The following is a 20,313-nucleotide window of genomic DNA, read 5'->3' as shown; positions in this document are numbered from 1 at the left end:
CGTCTCTATCGTTACTAAAAAACATTTTAACACTCTTTGCCTTGTGCCTGTTGCCTTGTGCCTAAAAATCAAACTTCACTCTAAATCTAATTGCCAGCGCACTTGGTGCATTTGGATGATCGAGATAAGATAGTCGTTTGAGGAGGTCTATTCTAAGAATTTTAAATACGTTTTCTACTCCTACGCTCATCTCCATATAAGGTCGGTGATCTAAGGAATAAGTGATAGGGTCGCCATTAGCATATTTGGGAAACGCCAGTAACTGATTATCCGACGAAGGTTTATTCTGGTCGGATACGCTTCCCCACAAACCTGTAAATGTAGCTACTTCACGAATTTTGAGTCGGTTCAACAAGGGAATTTTATTAAAGAAAAATCCATTGAAATGATGGTCGAAGAAAATCGTGGCATATTGATCACTTACAAACTCCAAGAAGTTCATCAAGTTGTAGGACTCTAACTGATACGAATAGGTCTGGTTGGCTCTATGAATGAGCAACAACGGAAATGGTACTTTTCCCCATAATTTAGCTCCTTCAATCGTTAAATTGGTATAACCCAATGGCGGAATATTGACCCTTTTGTACATCTGTGCCATTACACGACTATATTCGTATTCACTTCCCAAAAATCCTTTTGGCGAATAATTATAGCGTAGTTGAATAACGGGATATTGGTTCACAATCGGGATACGATAGTTTTTTCCTTGATAAAACTGCTCATTAGGCGCATATCTCAACCCTACCCCAAATTCTGTATTGTCGAGTTGCGGTACGGTTTGACCTAAGCCATTTTCGTAGGTCAACGAGCCTGTCGGTGTTTGAATCGTTTTCTTGATTTGTGCACTCCACGCTACCCCAGATTTCGATTCTCGTAGCCAGTCGAGTGTCCAAACCTGGTTGTAGGTTCGTTGGTTGTTGATACCCCTTTTGAAAGAAAGTAAAAAGTTATCTTCTTGAACAAACTGTAATTCTTGCCCAGGGATTTTTAAGTCATTTTGATAAGACAATCGTAAATGTCGAATCGGATAGGTATAGATATTATGATCGGTCAGTGATAACGTCGCCGAAGCAAAATACTTCCACTTGTGATCACGGAAACCATAAGCCGAATATACCTCAAAGGCCATTCGTTCGCTAAATTTGGCAGTAGTACGCCCGCCCAAACGCAGACGAAGCCCTTCTACGGGGTTGAAGCTATAAAAAGTATTTACAGGACCAATTTCAAAAGCTCCCAAAGGCTTGTATCCTTCCATCAAGAAAGAGGCCGTATTCATAAACCGTTGGAATGCTGGCACACTTTTGACACTATCAACCATGGTGTAAATACCCATCTCTTTGGTACTAAGTGGTTGGTGACGCGCTTGTGACCAATAATCATCTTTTCGTTGCGTGGCGTCTTTGAGTACTTCGGTACGATAGCCCTCAAAACGGTTTGCCACGATAGGTACATTGAGCTTGTAATCATGATAGGACACGCTTCTTTGTCCAAATAAGCTCATACCGTTTTCTTTTTTCAGAGGATTAAATTCAATGATTAAATCGTCCTTGGTAAGCATCAAACCTTTATCACCCACAAATTCAAATTCTTGGGCAATTTTGAGGTCGGTAACAAAATTGACATTAATATCTTTCGAAAAACCCATTTCCACTTTTCGAACTGCATAGCTCGAATCCATGGCTACGAGCATTTGCCCTTGAAACAATTGGTCATTGGTATTGCGAGGTGCAAAGCCTAAAGTGATGCATTTTACATCTTTATAAACGGTTGTATCAATAATGGCATAACGATAAAACTGCGGTGCAATCGGTGAAGTTGGCCCTAAAAATTGCTTCGCCAGTAATAGAATATTGTTGTCATAAAAATTGACCTCCTGATACAATGCCTCCAAATAGAGTTTTATCCCATTGTTATCCACATAGCCACCCAGACCAGTCATTTTATCTCCAGTAATAACCTCTTTTTTAGATTCTGGATTTTTACGGTAATACACATCAGAGATAGTCTCCTTGAGATACATGGGCAACGTAACCTTCCCTGTGATTTTGGAGGTATCGAGGTGATTAAATACAAAGTCAAACTTGCGAAGAGAGCGCTTATTTCTAAATTTTTCAGAAATATTACTCAAGTCAAATTCTAACTTTTCGTATTTATTGTATTGATAAAAATCAAGTGCCTCGGGGCGATTTTTTGATTTATGCTCAATCACCTTTCGCACCAGTTGCACGGCAGGATTGTCCTTATTACGGTATTTATCTTTTTTCCCTTTTACCACCACTTCGTCCAAACTCGTATTGAGCGATTGAAGACGCACCGTAAGTTGTTGCACGTCTTTGGCAGTTTGAAAGGTTTTGGTTTGGGACTGATACCCAATAATAGAGATTTTGATAGAAGGATGCTGAGCGGAAGTTTCTATAAAGAAATTACCGTTGAGGTCGGTTTGCGTTCCACGATTGGTGCCTTGAATCAAAATACTAGCAAAAGGAATCACCTCGCTGGTCTTGGCATCAACCACCTTTCCTTTTACCTTGATATAAGTTTGAGCACTAGAATTCCAAGCAATTAGTAGAATACAAAAAAGCCAAAGTGGTCGATAAAACGCTTTCAAAATAAATTGATTTGATAACATAATTAAGGGGCAAAGATGTAATGCTAAAATGGTATTTCGGGTTATGGAATTATTAATTTAGCATTAAAGAAAAATATATGTAACGTATTGATAAACAACCGAAAAAAGAATAATAATTAGATAACATACCGATAACCTTTTCTCCATTTTGTTCAAGTATTTTGGGTCGAAATTAAAACCCTTTTTACCCATGACAACCAAAAGGCTTATCTACCTTTACTCGGATTCTAGCTTTACCCCATGGAAGGAAAATATTTTTGCTCGTACAGTAGCTAATTTTTTAGCCTCCACACCCGAAGAATATTACCCCTATGTCACCCATTTTGTAGGATTCACTTCTGAATTTGCCAATTTTCTTAAACAATTTGATATTGTATTCAACGTATGTTATGGTTTTGGCGACGAAGGACAACATGATATCGTTCGTTGGCTCGAAGATAATGGAATAAAGCATACCGCTAGCAATTATCAGTCACAGATATTGGCTAAAGATAAACTACATTTACCAGAGGTATGTGCCAAAGTGGGTGTTCCGACACCTGCTATCATTCCTTTGAGTGAAATTAGTACTTCCAACTTTACTCGTTTTATTGCCAAGCCTCGTTTCGGTAGCCTTCATCAAAACATGTTAGTATTTGATAAAGAAAGTATTCCTTATCAGCAATTATTGGAAAAGGATGAAATGATTATCCAACCGTATCTTTCGGGTCGAGAGTTTACTGTTGGTGTAATTCCTAACGAAGAAGCAAGCGATTATATTTGTTTGAATCCCCTAGAAATTCGCCCTGACGACGAGCGAGAAGTGTACATTGCAGGACAGCAATACGGTCGTACCGAAAAAGTGTTGAATCATGACTTAGATGCGGAAACTTGCCAAGCCATGCAGGAAATGGTTTTACGTGTACATCATGCCTTAGGATTAAGAGGAATGTCACGCACGGATGTGCGTGTGTCAGACGGAAAAATCTATATTTTGGACATCAATACCATGCCAAATTTAGATTCGAATAGCTTTTTGCCATTTATTGCTCAACATCAAGGCATCAGTTTACAAGAAATTTTCAGAAGAATTTTGTTACGTCTCGAAAAAGAGGAACAAGTAAAAGAACAAAGTCTGGCAATATCAGAATGTATTTGAGTTGTGAGTAATGAATTGTGAGTGATGAATTGTAAGTGTAAATTATTAATAAATGGTGTTTTTCACTCGAAATTTAGCGATAAAAAAACATTATTCACAACTCACAATCAGAACTGTACGAAGGATTCCAAACTATTGCTGATTGGGGATTTTTGATTTCGGAAATAAAGTAAAATACCTTTATTTTTCACAAAATATAGAAGTTTACACTTCCGAAATCCTACATCCGATATCCGAAATAAATGGTTTTTATAATCCTTCGTACAGTACTAACTCACAATTCATCATTCACAATTCACTGCCTAATTACTAAAACTTTGATAGCAAGGTTGCAGCATTCTTGCTGTTTTTTGCGAAAGAATAGCATATTGATTTGCCTTTTCGATGGAGTGGTGTCGTTCCAATCGTCGGATGGCAAATTTTAGAGGATTATCATTTGAAATAAAAACCAAGGATACCAGCCATTCACCATTTTGCTCATCGACCATATATCCTACCAACGAATTCCCAAGCCATCTTTCATCCTTCACCACTTCCAAATCATCTTTCTGACCTTTTCCTTCATTCGAATAGTTATAATTAAAAATAGGTAGCTCCATTCGATTAAGATATTTAAACTATCCAAGAATTTATTAAACTTTTTAAATATAACGATTTGATAGAATAAATGTTTCTTTGGGGAGAAATATTTATCATTGTGAGTGAACAGGGGCAAAGGCACAAAGGGGGTTTAGGGGATAGGGGTTTGCCAAAGAGGCAATAGTTTTTTATTGAGGGGACAGTAGCAAAGGTACAGAAGCACTATGTGGGTTTAGGGATATAGTCTCTCTAAAGTTGACATATAGCTAGTTCTAAATCAATGATTTCACTTAGCGGGTGAATTAATTCATCCGTAATGAGAGAGTTTAAAGAGTACTATATTTAACCATTTATTGATTCAGTTTTAAAACTGTTAAAAAAATAAGTCCAAGACTAAGTCTTGAACTAGGAACTTGCTATCTTACTAACCTCTAAACCCACTTTGTGCCTCTGTGCCTTTGCCCCTGTTCACTCAAAAAAACTCACCCCTCACCCCTATCCCCTAAATATTCTTTAAAAAACTCTATCTTTGAAAGACGTTCACTTCTAAATTCAAACTAAATGTCGTTAACCTGTCAAAAACATCTTTTTAGTCTCGAAGACGGAATTCATTATATCAATTGCGCCACTATGTCGCCCAACCTCAAATCGGTGGAGGAGGCTGGTATTCAAGGAATTTTACGTAAATCACAACCGCAACGTATTACCCAAGAAAGCTTTTTTGAAACTACAGCTCCCGTGCAAGAAGCGTATTCAAAGCTGATTAATTGTCCTGAACCTAAACGAATTGCCTTAATTCCATCGACTTCTTATGGTATGGCCATCGTTGCCAAAAACTTAGCCTTCAAAGCAGGCTTGGCATCAGGACAGGAAATCCTGATGGTGCACGAAGAATTTCCTTCGGATGTATATGCTTGGGAGGAAATTGCGGAAGATAAGGGCTTAACTATTCGCTATATTTTACCTCCAGATACCTTAGAAAATCGTGGTAAAATCTGGAATGAGCGTTTGCTCGAAGCTGTGAGCGCTAACACTTGTATGGTAGTAGTATCGCCAACACATTGGGCTGATGGTACACGTTTTGACCTAATGTCAATTGGAGCACGTTGTCGTGAGGTTGGAGCTTGGTTGGTATTGGATGGTACACAATCGATTGGCGCTATGCCTTTTGATGTTCAGCAAGTACAACCAGATGCCATTATCAATGTAGGGTATAAATGGTTATTGGGTCCCTATTCGGCGGGAGCTGCGTATTTTGGCCCTGCTTTCGACGAAGGTCGCCCTTTGGAACGCAACTGGATTAATAGAATAGGTTCGGAAGAGTTTAAAAACTTAGTTAATTATCAAACCGAATACCGTCCCTTTGCTGATCGCTATAACGTGGGCGAAAGAAGCAATTTCATCTTGAATCCTATGTTTTGCGCTTCGTTGACGCAAATTCTTGATTGGGGTGTTGAAAACATTGAGTCGTATTGCCATCAATTACTAGAAGAACCTTTAAAATTACTACAAGAAAAAGGTTTCTGGGTAGACGATCTACCTTATCGTAGCAAACACCTTGTTGGCTTACGTATTCCACCACAAGCAGATATTGCTCGAATTCAAGCATCACTCAAAGCTCGAAATGTTCAGGTTTCTTTCAGAGGACAAGCTATTCGTATTGCACCACACGTGTATAACGATATGAATGATATAGACGCCTTAGTGGAAGGATTGATTTTGTAATTTGAAAATTTGAGGAATTTGAAGATTTGAAAATGAGGATAATTTTCATCCCTAGTTCAAGACTTAGTCTTGAACTATTTTTTTAAACAGTTTTAAAACTGAAATTTTCAAATCTTCAAATTATCTCATTTTCAAATTTCCAAACTCTTTCTAGCCATTCTCATAATCGATTCGCTATTGTTAAGATTAGCTACTTCAGCAATAGCTACCCAAGCCAAATCTTTTGATTCTAAACTCACAATCAAAGGTTCGTTTTTGTCAGCTTCTATCAAAAAACGAACATCATAATGATAGTGTTCAGGCTCAGTTTTACGAGCAGGAATGATATGTACATCAATATCGAAAATCTGAGGAGATATAGCCTTTACAGATGTCAAACCAGTTTCTTCCTCCGCTTCGCGTAAGGCTACTGCCAATACATCTGGGTCACCATCGCAATGCCCACCAGTCTGAAACCACTGATTCAATTTATGATGATGTGTCAATAGAGTGTGTTTACGTTCAGCATCAACAATCCAAGCCGAACCCGTAACGTGACCTATCAATAGAGTACGTTCAAAACAGTCTGGTTGTTGGTTAACAAACTCACAAATAGCCTCATAGTGTAGTTGTTCGGTGGCATCGGCAGGCGTGTATTGCTCTAGCAGTTGAAGAAGTTGCTTTCTGTGCATGAAATAAGGATTTTAATTGAGCTTACAAAGTTGAGGATATTCTGTTGTGATAGCAAGCGTAATGTGCTCCGAGTTACAATCTCATCAATCTTACATAGCTAACTTTCTAAGCATTTGAGCGAAAAAATAGTCTATCTCCACGAAAGACTTTTAGCTTTGTATTCAATTCATTCTAATCATCATTTTTACCAATCTCATGAAAAAATTCCTCTTAGCTTTACTCGTATCTGGCTCATTTGCAGCCTCAGCTCAATTACGTTTGCCACAACCTAGTTCGGCAGCATCAGTGTCTCAAACTGTTGGTACCACTGATATTGCGATCAAATATTCTCGCCCAAATGTACGTGGTCGTGAAATCTTTGGTGCCTTAGTTCCTTATGACAAAGTTTGGCGTACAGGTGCTAATGCTGCAACACAAATCACATTATCGAACGATGTAACAGTAAATGGTCAAAAATTAGCGGCTGGCACCTATTCTATCTTCTCTATTCCTTCACAAAGCGAATGGACTTTGATTTTTAACAAAGATATTACAGCTTCTGAGCAATCTTATAGCCAAGAAAAAGACGCTCTTCGTGTAAAAGCGTCGGCAAGTGGTATTGCCAAAGTTGAATCGTTCAGCTTTGATTTATCTGATATTACAGATAGTACTGCCAACTTAAATTTTTCTTGGGCTGACAAAAAAGTATCTGCTAAAATTGGCGTTGAAACTACCAAAATGATTGAAGCTGCTATTACAAAAGCTGCTACAGACAATGCCAATACGATGAATAATGCGGCTGGCTTTTTGTTAGGAAAAGGCAAATTGGAACAAGCTTTGAAATTGGCTAACTCTTCAGTTGGAGCAGTAGAAACGTTCAGAAATGTTTGGACAAAAGCTCAAATTTTGGCTAAAATGAACAACTTCGTAGAGGCGGTTCCATTGGCACAAAAAGCGCTTGAATTAGGTAAAAGCGACGCAAACTTCGGTTTCTTCAAAGATGCTATCGAAAAAGGCGTAGCAGAATGGACAGCAAAACTTCCAGTAATGAATCCTATCAAAAAGAAGAAATAGATTTTTTCTAATTTGAAGATTTGAAAATGTTTTTTTTAATCTTCGAATTCTAAAAGATAAACTATTGCATTTTTTCCTAATAGGATGTGACTTAAGTCGCACCCTATTAGGAAAAAATCTTTTCATTTTCAAATTTTCAAATTCCCGAATCTTCAAATTCTTAGGTTTTCAAATTAATAAAATCATTTTGTCTTCAAATACGCAATCAATACCTTTCTCACATCTGAGCGCACGTCATTAGTATCATTGGCATCGGGTTCAGTTATCTTCAATACATCAGGATTTTTATCTGTCAAAAAGCCTAGATTTGTTTCTTTTCCTTCTATCAAAAATTTAGGTAAAACCACATAATAGGTTTGATTCACATCTAATAACTTACCATTGATAGTCCATTCGTTTTTAGCACTGTCGTAAGTAATTTTATCCCACTGCAAATACCCCCCATTACCTTTGTTTTTCAAGCCTGTATTCAATACTTGTTCAAGTAATCGACCTTTCATTTCGGCCTCCACGATTTTTCCCCCAAAAGGCAATACCCGCATAATATCCAACTGCGTTACTTTACCTCCCACTTGGTCATCGATACGCACCGAACCACCATTAAAAATAGCACAGTCGTTAGGTTTGCTTGATGCTTTTGACATCGCTTTGGCTATAGCTGTACCTAGATTAGTCTGAAAATTACGAATACTACTTTCACGACCATCAAGAGGAGTATCGAGCGTGGCTACTACATCATTTTTATCAAGCCCCATTTTCTTGATAGCTGCATCCAAAATTTGCTCCCATTTTTGTACAATAGTTGCCACAGAGGCATCCTCAGCAATGGTATCGTCTATTTTGCGTAGTTCGCTTGTAAGGCTCACTTTTTTCGTTTTGGTGTCAAAAGAAAAATTGTGCACATAAACTGTTTTTGCATTGGCATCCGCTTTTGCGATGACTACGTCACCAACTTTCTGAATCATATTGTCGTGATCGTGCCCACCCATCAAAAGCTTTACCTCTGGTAACATTTCTGCCAATTTTGCGTCGTCTACCTTGTTGAGGTGAGTGATAGCCACCACAAAATCACATTGTGGCTTAAGCTCTTGATATGCTTTTTTAGCTGATTCAAAAAAGTCATCATACACTACAAAATTCTTTTTGTTTGCTGGCAAAACTACCGAGAACATTCCCACTTTCACAGAAGCGCCTGAAGCATTTTTGAAAGTCAAAATTGTAGTTTTAGGAAAAGGAACACCATTTTTGGCAAAAGGCTCTACGCCATTAGGATTATTATGTAAAGCATTTGAAGCCAACCAATTAAATTTAGAAAGATTGATGCGCTCTACTAATTCGGCTTCGTCTACATCAAATTCATGATTGCCCAATCCGACCCAATCCATGCCGATGGCATCCATCACTTCAACCATTTGTTTACCTTTAATACTTTTGCCTTCATGCTTAAAAGTCCCAATAAGCGAAGGATTCAAGAAGTCACCCGCCAATAGCGTTATCGTGTTGGGATTTTGAGCCAATAACTCCTTTCGAACTGTAGCTACGCGTGCCATCCCTCCTACCTTACCTCCTTCGAGCGGTGCTATTTCGTACACATCGTTGAGATGCAAAAACGTAAAATTCACAGTTGATGAAGAAGAAGCGTTCGGGGTTTGTCCGCTTTTACAACTGATAAAAAGTGCTTGAAAAACAAGCAAAAGAAGAACTAGTTTTTTCATATTGGTATTCATAAAAGATAGTATTGAAGGTTAGTTTTTTCGATAACACCCTGAAAATAAAGAAAAAAGGCACAAAATTTAAGATAATGTTTTTATGCATCTATTCCTTAAATTTTGCGCCTTTTTATTTTTACTAAAATTTCCCTACACCAACTTTACACTCCATGCACGAGTAAAAGTCTCAGAAGGATTCAATGCTATCATTCCTTCTTTTTGGGTAATATCTTGGTTATGACTTACATGGTCTGCAATGCCACACCATGGTTCTATACAAACAAAATTAGCATTTTTAGCAGCCCAGATTCCAAGGAATGGATACCCTTTAAACCCAAACTCTAACTGATGCTGTCCCGAATGAGACTTTAATGTAATACAATCTGATTGCAGGTTTTTATAGACTAAAGCATCTTGCTGAAATAGTTCTTTGGTAAGTGCAATTTCGTTAGAAGTAATTACTGTGCTTTCAGGTTCATCCATAATCAAACCTTCGGGCGATAAAGGCCAACGAGCAAAATCCTCCGTTTGATTAAACACTAGTCGATAATCGTCATAAGCAAGCCCTTCTTCAATTGGCACTTTAAAGGCTGGATGCCCGCCTACCGAAAACCAAAGTAACTTATCCCCAGAGTTATCCACAATGTATTGCAATTCCAGCTGGTTTTCTTGAAGAGTATATTTTAACCTAAACTCAAAATCAAAAGGATATACCGTTTTGGTATTTTCATCAGAAACTAGCAAAAAAGTTACTGAATCTTCTGTGTGGGTTTCTATCACAAACTCTCTATCTCTAGCAAACCCATGACGTCCCAACTGGTATGATTTTCCCTCATAGAAATAGGTATTGTCTTTCAGCGAACCAACTATTGGAAAAAGTACAGGCGAGTGTTTTCCCCAAAAAGTAGCATCTCCTTCCCACATAAAATCAATATTGCTGGATAGTTGTATAAGGCTTACTAATTCAGCGCCTTTGGGATTGATTGTTGCTTTGAGGTATTGATTTTGAATGGTAATCATGAGACAGAGGTAATGGTTTGTTTAAGGAAAGTACAAAATTAAGGTAATTTTACTGGCTTTTAGCTCTAGGCTTTATGCTGTAAGCTTAAAATTTCTCATGTATCTATTGAAGCTTTTTACTTAATGCCCAATGAATTTTAAATATAAATGACGAAGCTGTTTAAACTTTTCAAAAAACAGTTTTTTGGATTAATTCTTCGTCTTACTTTTTGTCTTGAAACAAAAAGTAACAAAAAATTCAAGAATTTATAAACTCGCTTCGCTCAAACAGTATAAATTCATTGCTTACGCCAGCAATTCTACAAAGTTTAAACAGCTTCGACAATAAAACATTTATATTCACAATTCACCACTCACAATTCATCAATTTTTTCAACAACCCTTTTAGGTGTTAGTATATGAATCAAGTACGCAAATACAATCACTAATACACAGCCAATCAGATTTAGCCATAAAAAAGCAGTTAGGTCAATCCACCAAGTATAAATCACGATAATTTCTGCTAAAATTGCAGCCCAAAACACAGCATTTCCTTGTATGCTTCTGAAATAAAAAGCCACTAAAAATACTCCTAGGATTGTTCCATAAAACCAAGACCCTAAGATATTTACTGCCTCTATCAAGCTTCCAATATTGACAGTAAATTGCGCCACGATAATACAAAAAATCCCCCAACCAAGCGTAACCCAACGCGATACATTCAAGAAATGCTGATCGGTATCCTCAGGATGTAATAATCTTTTGTAAATATCAATAATGGTACAAGAAGTCAGCGAGCCAAATGCCGATGCCATCGAACCCATAGAGGCTAATAAAATCACCGCAATCAACAGCCCCACCATCCCAACAGGAAGGTATTTGGTCACAAACGACAAGAAGATATAATTGGTGTCGTTGGTATCAGTTTCGGGACTCGTTTTCTTCAGTAAATCTTTTACTTCTGTTCTCAACACACCACTTGCTTTATCGGCCTCAGTCACCTTGACTTTCGTTTGCTCGATTTGTTGTTCGTTGCCACTTTTAAGGGCATCGAACATTTGAGCAACGGCTATCTTTTTTTCTTGAAAAACTTGTGTATGCTTAGCTTCAATTTGACGGTATTCTTGAGTATTGGCAATTTTATCTAAACCTGTTTGGTTAAAAAATAGTGGTGGCTGATTGAACTGATAAAAGACAAAAACCAAGGCACCAACTAATAAAATTAAAAACTGCATCGGTATTTTAAGCATACCATTCATGAGTAAACCTATACGGCTTTCTCCTACAGATTCCCCTGACAAATATCGCCCTACCTGCGATTGGTCTGTACCAAAATAAGATAACTGCAAAAAGAAACCTCCAATCAAACCAGACCAAACATTGTAGCGATTATTCAAATCAAATTTCCAGTCGATGGCATTGAGCTTCCCCATTTTACCAGCCACTTTTAGCGTATCTACAAAACCTATTTCAGCAGGTAAAAGATGTACGACCATGTATCCCGCCAAAAACATTCCTATCAATACTACAAACATTTGTTGCATTTGGGTATATGAAATGGTTTTTGAGCCACCATACATACAGTAAAGTGTTACAACCAAACCTGTCATGATATTGGTCCAGTACAAATCCCAACCCAAAATGGTGGATAAGATAATCGAAGGAGCTGCAATAGTCACTCCCGTAGAAAGTGCCCTTGGAATCAAAAATAAGAAAGAAGTCAGCACCCTTGTTTTTAAATCAAAACGACCTTCCAGAAACTCATAAGCGGTATAAACGTTGAGTTTTTTAAACATCGGGATAAAGGTCACCGACAGTACAATCATGGCTAAGGGCAAACCAAAATAAAATTGCACAAAGCGCATACCGTCGGTATATGCCTGCCCTGGAGCCGACAAAAAAGTAATAGCACTTGCCTGTGTAGCCATTACCGAAAGTGTAACATGATACCAAGGTAATTGCCTGTCAGCCAACAAGAAGCCTTCAATATTTTGTCTAGAAGCACGCCCCTTCCACATACCAAATCCTACAATTCCCCCAAGGGTAGCTACCAAGACCAACCAGTCGATATTCTTCATCTATTTAATCAGTTATAAAATCAAAGCTTGCGATTTAGAAATACAAAATTCATAAACTATAACCAAGCTTTTACTAGTGGTATTTTAGTCTAGCGAAAATATTCGCTGAAAAGTTGGAATAAACATATCATCAGTACAAGGTTGACGACAACAATCCAATATAATTGCTTCCACGAGGAAACAAACGGTGGTAATGCTTTATCTTTCTTAGTTTCTGGTTTCATAAATCATTAATCAATAGTCCATATTCAATCAGCAATAAACCTTCTGCAAGATAAGACATTTGAAATGGAATTGAAACATCGTTTACAAAGTGCTTATATCTTGTGTTTTTGAAAAAATACTTTTAAATTTAGTATGCAAGCATAATATTTTATCCTAAAACAATCTTAACTATCGAACCAATGAATGCCAATCAGATTTTTAGTCTTGAAAATAAAGTAGCCCTCATCACAGGTGCCAGTAAAGGAATCGGAGAAGCAATAGCCCGTCATTTTGCAGCGTGTGGCGCCAAAGTGGTCATCAACTCTCGGAAACAAGAAGAGTTGGATAAAGTTGCGGAAAGTATTCGTGCCGAAGGTGGATTCTGTGTAGGTATGGCAGCTAATGCTGGCGATATCCCTAGCTGTAAAGCGCTTATTCAAAAAGTAGTTGATGAACTGGGCGGTATCGACATTCTTGTCAACAATGCAGCCACCAATCCTGTATATGGTCCAGTATTAGACTGCGAAGAATGGGCATTTGACAAGATTATGAACATCAACGTAAAAGCCCCTTTTGAAATCAGTAAGTTAGTTCACCCAATCATGAAACAACGTGGAGGAGGTTCTATCATCAATATTAGCTCTATCGCAGGTCTCACCCCCGACCCAGGCTTAGGCATTTATTCAGTATCGAAAGCAGCATTAAATATGCTGACAAAAGTTACTGCTAAAGAATGGGGAAGCGCTGGTATCAGAGTAAACTCCATCTGCCCGGGGCTTATCAAAACCAAGTTTTCAGAAGCACTTTGGCAAAACGAACAAGTACTCAATCATTTCGTAAAACGCCTGCCCATTGCTCGCATGGGAACTGTAGACGAAATAGCTGGTCTAGCACTTTTCTTAGCTTCCAACGCCTCTGGCTATTGCACTGGAGGCATTTACGAAGCCGACGGCGGGACAACAATATAACTCGAACAGAGAATTGGTAGTGTATGAAAGGAACTAGGATTTGTCAATTTCGGATTTCTGATGTCGGATTTCGGAAGTGTAATCCACCTGTTATATGGTATTTCATAAAACAGAAAAGTTTTGAAAAGTTTTACTTTATTTCCGAAATCAGAAATCCGATATCCGAAATTATTGGAAATCCTTCGTACACTACTAATTCACAATTCACCAACTCACAATTCACTAATTCTCTAACTCACTCAACAAATCTACTCTGTATCTTTCCATTCGCCTTTTTTGAAATAGACATGATGATATTTTTTTGATTTAAAAACTAAAAATAGTTCGTTGTCTTTCAAATACAATCGTGGATTTGTCTTGAGAATATGGTGCGTTTGGGGCTCCATGTGTAACACCAAATTTTCATTAGTATCTAATTTGACAGTAGAAATACCTCCACGATAGGTCTTGTTGATTTTTGTCCCATTAGTCAAATGGAAATAGATAGAGTCATTATCTTTTATTTCAAATCTAAAATGGTCGTATTGCCAGTCTACTTGCTCACCCGAAAAAAACTCTCTCGCAATGACATAGGAACCATAATAATGCTTTTTCTCAATAGGAATATTTACCAGTTTTTCTTCAGGAGCAGAACCACGTCTACTATATAGGTATACAATCCCGACGCCTCCCCACAATAATACCAGAAGCCATAGGTAGATTTTCTTTTTGGTAAGATCCCAAGCACCCACAAAAATTCCAGATATAGGAATGATGATTAGAATAAATACCCAATTCGCACTAATTTCCATGTTTTAAAAGTTTATCAATTTTAGGCAATAAAGACAGTCAAAATTGCTTCCTATTTCTCAAACTTATTAGTCCGAGTTATTATTCGGCTTCTTCAACTTAAGTTCTCAGAGAATTCTGTAATTTCAAGATAACATCTCTAAAAACTGTACTATTTTCATGAAATCTCTATTTAGAATACTGTGTAAAAGTATTTTCTTACTTCTAACTTTTCACAACGGTCAAGCACAAACGTCTCCTGAAGGCATTATACAATCAGAATTCATTTTTCCAACAAATGAATTTCCCGAATGTCATGCTTCAAGTATTGTCCAAACTAAGGATGGTTTCTTGGTTACGTGGTTTGCGGGTACACACGAAAAAAATCCAGATGTTTCTATTTATGCTAGCAGATATAGCCACGGAGCGTGGTCTAAGCCCATCGAACTAGCCAATGGTATTCAATCTTCGGATGTGCGTTACCCTTGTTGGAACCCCGTGTTGTTTCAGGTGCCCCAAGGTGATTTATTATTATTTTACAAAGTAGGTCCCGACCCTGTACATTGGTGGGGAATGATTAGACGGTCAAAAGACGAAGGCAGAACTTGGTCTGAACCCGAAAAGCTTCCAGAAGGAATTTTGGGTCCTATCAAGAACAAACCCGTTTGGTTACAAAACAACACAATCTTATGTCCTACTAGCACCGAGCTAGATGGCTGGAAATTGTACTTTGAATATAGTAAAGATTTAGGAAAAACATGGCAAAAGACGGCATTTTTAAACGATGGCAAAAATATTATGGCCATCCAGCCAAGTGTACTGTTTCACCCTAAAGGCAAACTCCAGCTACTTTGTCGTAGTCAAAACGATGCAATTTTAGAAGCCTATTCAAACGACAATGGTATGACGTGGAGTGAAGTTCAAAAAACCAACCTTCCTAATCCAAATTCAGGAACAGATGCCGTTACACTCAAAGATGGTAGACATTTATTGGTATATAACCATACCATCAGATACGCAGGCAAATGGGGAGGCCCTCGCTCTCCCATCAATGTTGCCATTTCATCTGATGGTAAAAAATGGCTAGCAGTGGCCGAATTAGAAACCGAACCTGGGGAATTTTCATACCCTGCTGTCATTCAATCGACCGATGGAATGGTACATATCATCTACACTTGGAAACGCAAAACAGTCAAACATGTAGTTTTAGATCCCAAAAAGATTTCAGGTAAAGAAATCATGAATGGACAATGGCCGAAGTAATTGACAAAGTAGCGTAGATTGAACATTGAAACTACATGAATATATCTTATCGTAAATTTTTATTTTATTTTTTCAAAAAATATCTCGAAACAATCTACTGAAAGACAATTAGTTGCAACACAAACAACAAAAAACAGAAAAAATATTTTCATTTTTTTTCGTAAAAAGTTTGGAATGACGAATCTCTTCACTAATTTTGCAACTCCAAAACGCAAGCGGGCGTGGTGGAATTGGTAGACATACCAGACTTAGGATCTGGCGCCGCGAGGCATGGGGGTTCGAGTCCCTCCGCCCGTACTATCTCAAAGCCCTCTCAACCGACAAGGTTTTGAGGGCTTTTTTGATTGTGGATACACGGGTTGCGGATATCAGATTTACACATTTAAGTAAACGAAAATGTAGAAAAGTTTAGGACAGCCTACAGATAAAGCGCCTATCCATTTCTATATCCTCCATTTCAGAGATGACTCATTCTCGCATTACTTAAACGTAAATTTTTGATTTCAACAATTATCCACCTTCAAGTATCAAGCCGCAATCCTTAATTGCAAATCAGAAATCTCAAGAAAATGAACATTACGCTCGAAAAAAGTAGCAACGTAAACGCCAAGCTTATCGTAGCATTGGTTGAGGAGGATTACAAATCACAAGTTGAGAAAACACTTAAAGATTACCGTAAACGTGCTAACATCAAAGGTTTCCGTCCTGGAACTGTACCAATGACTGTTGTACAAAAAATGTTCGGTAAATCTGTTTTATTAGATGAAATTAACAACTTGTTGGGTAGTTCTGTTCAAGAATATATCAAAGAAAGCAAGTTGAATATCGTTGGTGACCCAATGCCAGTAGTTGAAGACCAAGAGTCAATCGACTGGAACACTCAAAAAGAATTTACATTCACTTATGAGTTGGGCTTAGCTGGAGATTTCACTGTAGATTTCGACGCAATTCCTGCTATTACTTCTTACGAAATTCAAGCAACTGAGAAAGAAGTTGAAGAAACTATCGACAACTTGAAAAAGCAATTTGCTGAGCAAATCCACGCTGAGTCAGTTGAAGATGGAGATATGATTTTCGGAACTTTCTCACAAGGTGAATGGTCAGAAAAATCTGCAATTCCTACAAAATCAATCAAAGACGAAGCTAAAGCTACTTTCGTAGGTGCAGCTAAAGGAGCTACTTTGACATTTGATATCGACAACGTATTTGTTGACGAAAAATCAAAAGGATTAGCTACTAATAAAAAAGGTGACGATGTTGCAGCTTTGACTGGTGAAGTATCTTTCGCTATCGAAGACATCACTCGCCAAGGTGCTACTGAGTTGAACCAAGAATTGTTTGACAAAGTTTTAGGTGCAGGTAAAGTATCTTCTGAAGAAGAATTCAGAAAAGAAATTCTTTCTATCATCGAATCTAACTACGTTCGTGAATCTGAGTATTTGTTGAGAATCGACGCTGAAAAAGCACTTCTTGAAAATATCTCAATCGAACTTCCTGAAGAATTCTTGAAAGAATGGTTGGTGAAAGTAAACGAAGGTAAATTTACAATGGAACAAATCGAAGCAGATTTCGAAGCTGTGAAGCGTGACGTTCGTTGGAACTTTATCAAAAACGAAATCGCTGACAAATTTGAAGTAAAAGTAGACTATCCAGAAGTAATCGAAAAGACTAAAGACATGGTTCGTGGTCAATTCGGTATGTACGGTCCTGGCGATGCTCAAATGGAAGAAATGATTGAGCGTATCGCTAATGGTTACTTGACTGACAAATCGAAGAAAGACAACTTTATGAATATGTTCAACCAAGTATATGCAGACAAAGTAGCTGCTGTAATTGTTGAAAAAGTAAAAGTTGAGAAAAAAGCTATCGATGTTGAAGAATTCAAAACTATCGCTGGTGCATAATTAAGAATTTGAATAGTAAAAAAGGCTAAATCATATGTGATTTAGCCTTTTTTATGCCAACTTACTTTTGTTTTACTGTATCGGATGATTCTATCGTACTAGTAGAATCTCCCCCCCAAGCCCTTACAAGTTGTTTCTTCTTATTCCATGGGGCAGTGGTATTTCTAGCCATATCAATAGCAAGAATTACGACAATAGTTGTAAAAATAACAAATACCCAACGAAGAATTTTTTGATTTTTGTTCATAACACTCTAACATTTTTGTTCCAATAAACTAGAGAGACTCTACGACTATTTGCTGTAAATGTAATATTGACTAGCCTATTTTTGGTAAAAATACTACCAGATTTGCATCTATCCTATCGTTATTACGCACACTTTACCATTAGCATCATAGACGAGATATCTCGATAGTTTCTACCATTTACCTCAAAATGTCTATGTCTAAAAAACTACTTATTTTTGCTCTGCTACTTTGCTCTAACTTATGTTTTTCACAGCAGTTTTATTCCATTTTTTTTGAAGAGTTACCAAGAGACTGGCAACTTTACCCTCGTAACAACAACAACCTTGCTATTATTCCAATAAAAGGGCGTATCGAAATTCCAAACTGGAAAAGTATGTCTGTACAGGTTTTAAGAAACAAAAAGCCGTATTCTTATCAGAAAGTTGCTATTAATTACACCGCTAGTAAAGATACTGGAACCTTTGTGCTATCGCCAACTATCAAGGCTGAATTGGCAGAATATGATGTCAAAGTGTATGCTATTCACAACGATCAAGACTCTGTATTGATGGTAACCAGAGAAAATCTTGTGGCTGGTGATGCATATATTATTTATGGTCAATCTAATGCTCGTGGATGGGAGGAACTTGACCCCTATACCAATGAATTTTGTAGAACCTATGGATTCGGCTATGACACCAATCAGTTTAAATGGGGACTTTCTAATTCGGACTACACTGGTTATAGTTTTGATAGGCAAATCGTAGGTCAATGGGGTATTAGTTTTCAAAAATATATTATGAATACCTATGGTATTCCTACCTGTGTTATCTCTCATGCCTCTCCTGGACAGCCAATTCGTAATCTTGTAGAGCGTAATCCCACTAATCATGCCGATATTAGTACCCAATATGGTCGATTACTAACTTATGTCACACAAGCTAAACTCAATAATGCAGTAAAAGGACTTTTTTATTGGCAAGGAGAAACAGAAGCTTCGCATATTCCTAGCGAATGGAAACCATTATTTGACAAACTTTATAAAGAACTTATTGAAGATTACCCATCGATACAACAATATTATATTTTTCAACTTCCTTTATTTGGGGGGGCTTCATACAATGAAGAAGTCGGTGTTATGCGCGACTATCAACGACAGTTGGAAGATATTTATCCTAAAGTAAATAGCTTTGCTGCTTTAGGAGCAACAGGATGGGACGGTTTTCATTATAAAACTGCAGGCTATCGCCAATTAGGAACAGAATTAGCCAAGATGACATCTTTCCATTTTTATGGAGAAAATAAAAAATATGCTTCTCCAAATATTCGTCGTGCCTACTACTCTTCGCCTACTCGTGACGAGATTACCTTAGCTTTTCAAGATGACCAAAAGGTTATCTATCCGAATGATACAACGACTGATAATTTTATCATCAATAAAACAGGAACACTTAGTCTAAAAGACTTTTTTTATCTTAATGGAAGGTGGAAAAAAGTAGCAACAGGGTACGCTTCTGAAAATAAAATTATCTTAAAGCTTAAAGAACCTGCTTCTTTACAGGATACTTTAATCAAGTATTTACCTTCTGTATTCCCCTATTCTGGCGACTATGACTATGTGAGCGATATGCCATGGGTATATCTTGGACCTTTCATTAAGAATACAGATGGCTACAGAGCTTTTGCCTTTCACAACGTAAAAATTGGTAATTATATCGAAACACCAGTTTTGTTTATCGACAATACCACACACAACCAAATCACCTTGAAATGGGAAGTGAGAGATAATAACCTAAAATATATTTTAGAAAGACGAATAAAAGATATTGGAGACTTTGTTCCAGTATTCGAAACATCTCGGGCAAATAGTTTTATCGATAATGATCTAGAGCCAGATCAGGTTTATGAATATAGATTGAGGGTGCAAACCAATACAAGTGAAGCTAGCTCAATAACAGAAGGTAAAACACAAATCCCGCTTGCTACCTCAGCTGAACTTAATCCTTCAGTGTTAATTTATCCCAATCCAGCCAGAGGTATAGCTCATATCACGTTGATTAAACCTATAAGTGGTGAGATACAAGTTTGGGATTTAAGCGGGCAATTGCGGATTAATCAAAAGATTCAAAATCAGGAAAAGATAGCACTTTCTTTATCTAATCTTGAAAGTGGTACTTATACTATTATGGTTAAATCGTCGATGAATGATGCAATCTATAGCCACAAACTAATGGTGATGTCTGAATAAAAATCAAACATGCGTCATCCAGAATTTTCTCATGAAAAAGTAAACTTTAAAAGATTTCAACGTTTTGGGATTCGTTCTCCTCCTTACTTTTTGCCTTGATGCAAAAAGTAACAAAAAAATCAAGAATTCCTAAACTCGCTTCGCTCAAA

At 37.4% G+C, this 20,313-nt stretch carries 15 protein-coding genes and 1 tRNA gene; 8 read left to right on the top strand and 8 right to left on the bottom strand.

All coding sequences use genetic code 11. The features are described 5' to 3' along the window. Nucleotides 1–61 precede the first annotated feature (61 nt). On the bottom strand, nt 62–2,629 hold the full coding sequence (locus QM524_RS17925) for a DUF5686 and carboxypeptidase-like regulatory domain-containing protein (protein ID WP_283345604.1): 2,568 nt from the start codon (nt 2,627–2,629) through the stop codon (nt 62–64). Nucleotides 2,630–2,819: 190 nt separating this feature from the next. Between QM524_RS17925 and QM524_RS17920 the strand changes: the two genes are divergently transcribed. Further along, nucleotides 2,820–3,767: an ATP-grasp domain-containing protein gene (locus QM524_RS17920; protein ID WP_283345603.1), complete on the top strand. Its 948-nt coding sequence runs from the start codon at nt 2,820–2,822 to the stop codon at nt 3,765–3,767. A gap of 302 nt (nt 3,768–4,069) precedes the next feature. Here the strand turns inward: QM524_RS17920 and QM524_RS17915 are convergent, their stop codons facing one another. Continuing rightward, on the bottom strand, nt 4,070–4,366 hold the full coding sequence (locus tag QM524_RS17915; RefSeq protein ID WP_166578065.1) for a hypothetical protein: 297 nt from the start codon (nt 4,364–4,366) through the stop codon (nt 4,070–4,072). A 541-nt stretch (nt 4,367–4,907) separates the two neighbouring features. Here QM524_RS17915 and QM524_RS17910 point away from each other — a divergent pair. Next, the gene (locus QM524_RS17910) at nt 4,908–6,071 is read left to right on the top strand and encodes an aminotransferase class V-fold PLP-dependent enzyme (RefSeq protein WP_283345602.1); all 1,164 of its coding nucleotides are present in this window, start codon (nt 4,908–4,910) and stop codon (nt 6,069–6,071) included. A gap of 131 nt (nt 6,072–6,202) precedes the next feature. Here the strand turns inward: QM524_RS17910 and QM524_RS17905 are convergent, their stop codons facing one another. Beyond that, nucleotides 6,203–6,742: an NUDIX hydrolase gene (locus QM524_RS17905; protein WP_283345601.1), complete on the bottom strand. Its 540-nt coding sequence runs from the start codon at nt 6,740–6,742 to the stop codon at nt 6,203–6,205. 196 nt (nt 6,743–6,938) lie between these two features. On the opposite strand from QM524_RS17905, the gene QM524_RS17900 reads away from it, so the two are divergent. Continuing rightward, nucleotides 6,939–7,796, top strand: coding sequence for a DUF2911 domain-containing protein (locus QM524_RS17900; protein ID WP_283345600.1), 858 nt, complete (start codon nt 6,939–6,941; stop codon nt 7,794–7,796). 182 nt (nt 7,797–7,978) lie between these two features. Here QM524_RS17900 and QM524_RS17895 read toward each other — a convergent pair whose 3' ends face one another. The 3 genes from QM524_RS17895 to QM524_RS17885 form a co-directional block, all read right to left on the bottom strand. Next, on the bottom strand, nt 7,979–9,511 hold the full coding sequence (locus QM524_RS17895; protein WP_283345599.1) for a bifunctional metallophosphatase/5'-nucleotidase: 1,533 nt from the start codon (nt 9,509–9,511) through the stop codon (nt 7,979–7,981). 144 nt (nt 9,512–9,655) lie between these two features. Beyond that, nucleotides 9,656–10,525: an aldose 1-epimerase family protein gene (locus QM524_RS17890; RefSeq protein ID WP_283345598.1), complete on the bottom strand. Its 870-nt coding sequence runs from the start codon at nt 10,523–10,525 to the stop codon at nt 9,656–9,658. Between the two features lie 353 nt (nt 10,526–10,878). Continuing rightward, nucleotides 10,879–12,582 carry a sodium:solute symporter gene (locus QM524_RS17885; protein WP_283345597.1) on the bottom strand — a complete coding sequence of 568 codons (1,704 nt, stop codon included), beginning with the start codon at nt 12,580–12,582 and terminating at the stop codon, nt 10,879–10,881. A 404-nt stretch (nt 12,583–12,986) separates the two neighbouring features. Between QM524_RS17885 and QM524_RS17880 the strand changes: the two genes are divergently transcribed. Beyond that, nucleotides 12,987–13,754 (top strand): SDR family NAD(P)-dependent oxidoreductase, encoded by a 768-nt coding sequence (locus tag QM524_RS17880; RefSeq protein WP_283345596.1) that lies wholly within the window; start codon nt 12,987–12,989, stop codon nt 13,752–13,754. 248 nt (nt 13,755–14,002) lie between these two features. Here the strand turns inward: QM524_RS17880 and QM524_RS17875 are convergent, their stop codons facing one another. Then, nucleotides 14,003–14,545, bottom strand: coding sequence for a hypothetical protein (locus QM524_RS17875; RefSeq protein ID WP_283345595.1), 543 nt, complete (start codon nt 14,543–14,545; stop codon nt 14,003–14,005). 157 nt (nt 14,546–14,702) lie between these two features. Here QM524_RS17875 and QM524_RS17870 point away from each other — a divergent pair, with 157 nt between their 5' ends. From QM524_RS17870 to QM524_RS17860, 3 genes are all read left to right on the top strand, one after another. Further along, on the top strand, nt 14,703–15,785 hold the full coding sequence (locus QM524_RS17870) for a sialidase family protein (RefSeq protein WP_283345594.1): 1,083 nt from the start codon (nt 14,703–14,705) through the stop codon (nt 15,783–15,785). 215 nt (nt 15,786–16,000) lie between these two features. Further along, nucleotides 16,001–16,082, top strand: a tRNA-Leu gene (locus QM524_RS17865). 272 nt (nt 16,083–16,354) lie between these two features. Next, entirely contained in the window at nt 16,355–17,689 is a 1,335-nt protein-coding gene (locus QM524_RS17860) for a trigger factor (protein ID WP_166578076.1), read from the top strand. Between the two features lie 61 nt (nt 17,690–17,750). Here QM524_RS17860 and QM524_RS17855 read toward each other — a convergent pair whose 3' ends face one another. Beyond that, on the bottom strand, nt 17,751–17,936 hold the full coding sequence (locus tag QM524_RS17855) for a hypothetical protein (protein ID WP_095161412.1): 186 nt from the start codon (nt 17,934–17,936) through the stop codon (nt 17,751–17,753). Between the two features lie 194 nt (nt 17,937–18,130). On the opposite strand from QM524_RS17855, the gene QM524_RS17850 reads away from it, so the two are divergent. Continuing rightward, a complete protein-coding gene (locus QM524_RS17850) occupies nt 18,131–20,164 on the top strand; it encodes a fibronectin type III domain-containing protein (RefSeq protein WP_283345593.1) in 2,034 nt (677 codons plus the stop codon). Nucleotides 20,165–20,313 lie beyond the last annotated feature (149 nt).

This window comes from Flectobacillus roseus, assembly GCF_030056595.1.
Taxonomy (GTDB): Bacteria; Bacteroidota; Bacteroidia; order Cytophagales; family Spirosomataceae; genus Flectobacillus; species Flectobacillus roseus.
Note: the sequence above shows the minus strand (reverse complement) of the source record. Positions and strands in the feature narration are given on the sequence as shown.

Bases quoted from the DNA above. Each gene is read 5' to 3' on its own strand.
- QM524_RS17910 (WP_283345602.1), top strand. From the start codon at position 4,908: ATGTCGTTAACCTGTCAAAAACATCTTTTTAGTCTCGAAGACGGAATT.
- QM524_RS17875 (WP_283345595.1), bottom strand. From the start codon at position 14,545: ATGGAAATTAGTGCGAATTGGGTATTTATTCTAATCATCATTCCTATA.
- QM524_RS17920 (WP_283345603.1), top strand. From the start codon at position 2,820: ATGACAACCAAAAGGCTTATCTACCTTTACTCGGATTCTAGCTTTACC.
- QM524_RS17895 (WP_283345599.1), bottom strand. From the start codon at position 9,511: ATGAAAAAACTAGTTCTTCTTTTGCTTGTTTTTCAAGCACTTTTTATC.
- QM524_RS17870 (WP_283345594.1), top strand. From the start codon at position 14,703: ATGAAATCTCTATTTAGAATACTGTGTAAAAGTATTTTCTTACTTCTA.
- QM524_RS17860 (WP_166578076.1), top strand. From the start codon at position 16,355: ATGAACATTACGCTCGAAAAAAGTAGCAACGTAAACGCCAAGCTTATC.
- QM524_RS17880 (WP_283345596.1), top strand. From the start codon at position 12,987: ATGAATGCCAATCAGATTTTTAGTCTTGAAAATAAAGTAGCCCTCATC.
- QM524_RS17925 (WP_283345604.1), bottom strand. From the start codon at position 2,629: ATGTTATCAAATCAATTTATTTTGAAAGCGTTTTATCGACCACTTTGG.
- QM524_RS17890 (WP_283345598.1), bottom strand. From the start codon at position 10,525: ATGATTACCATTCAAAATCAATACCTCAAAGCAACAATCAATCCCAAA.
- QM524_RS17905 (WP_283345601.1), bottom strand. From the start codon at position 6,742: ATGCACAGAAAGCAACTTCTTCAACTGCTAGAGCAATACACGCCTGCC.
- QM524_RS17850 (WP_283345593.1), top strand. From the start codon at position 18,131: ATGTCTAAAAAACTACTTATTTTTGCTCTGCTACTTTGCTCTAACTTA.
- QM524_RS17915 (WP_166578065.1), bottom strand. From the start codon at position 4,366: ATGGAGCTACCTATTTTTAATTATAACTATTCGAATGAAGGAAAAGGT.
- QM524_RS17855 (WP_095161412.1), bottom strand. From the start codon at position 17,936: ATGAACAAAAATCAAAAAATTCTTCGTTGGGTATTTGTTATTTTTACA.
- QM524_RS17885 (WP_283345597.1), bottom strand. From the start codon at position 12,582: ATGAAGAATATCGACTGGTTGGTCTTGGTAGCTACCCTTGGGGGAATT.
- QM524_RS17900 (WP_283345600.1), top strand. From the start codon at position 6,939: ATGAAAAAATTCCTCTTAGCTTTACTCGTATCTGGCTCATTTGCAGCC.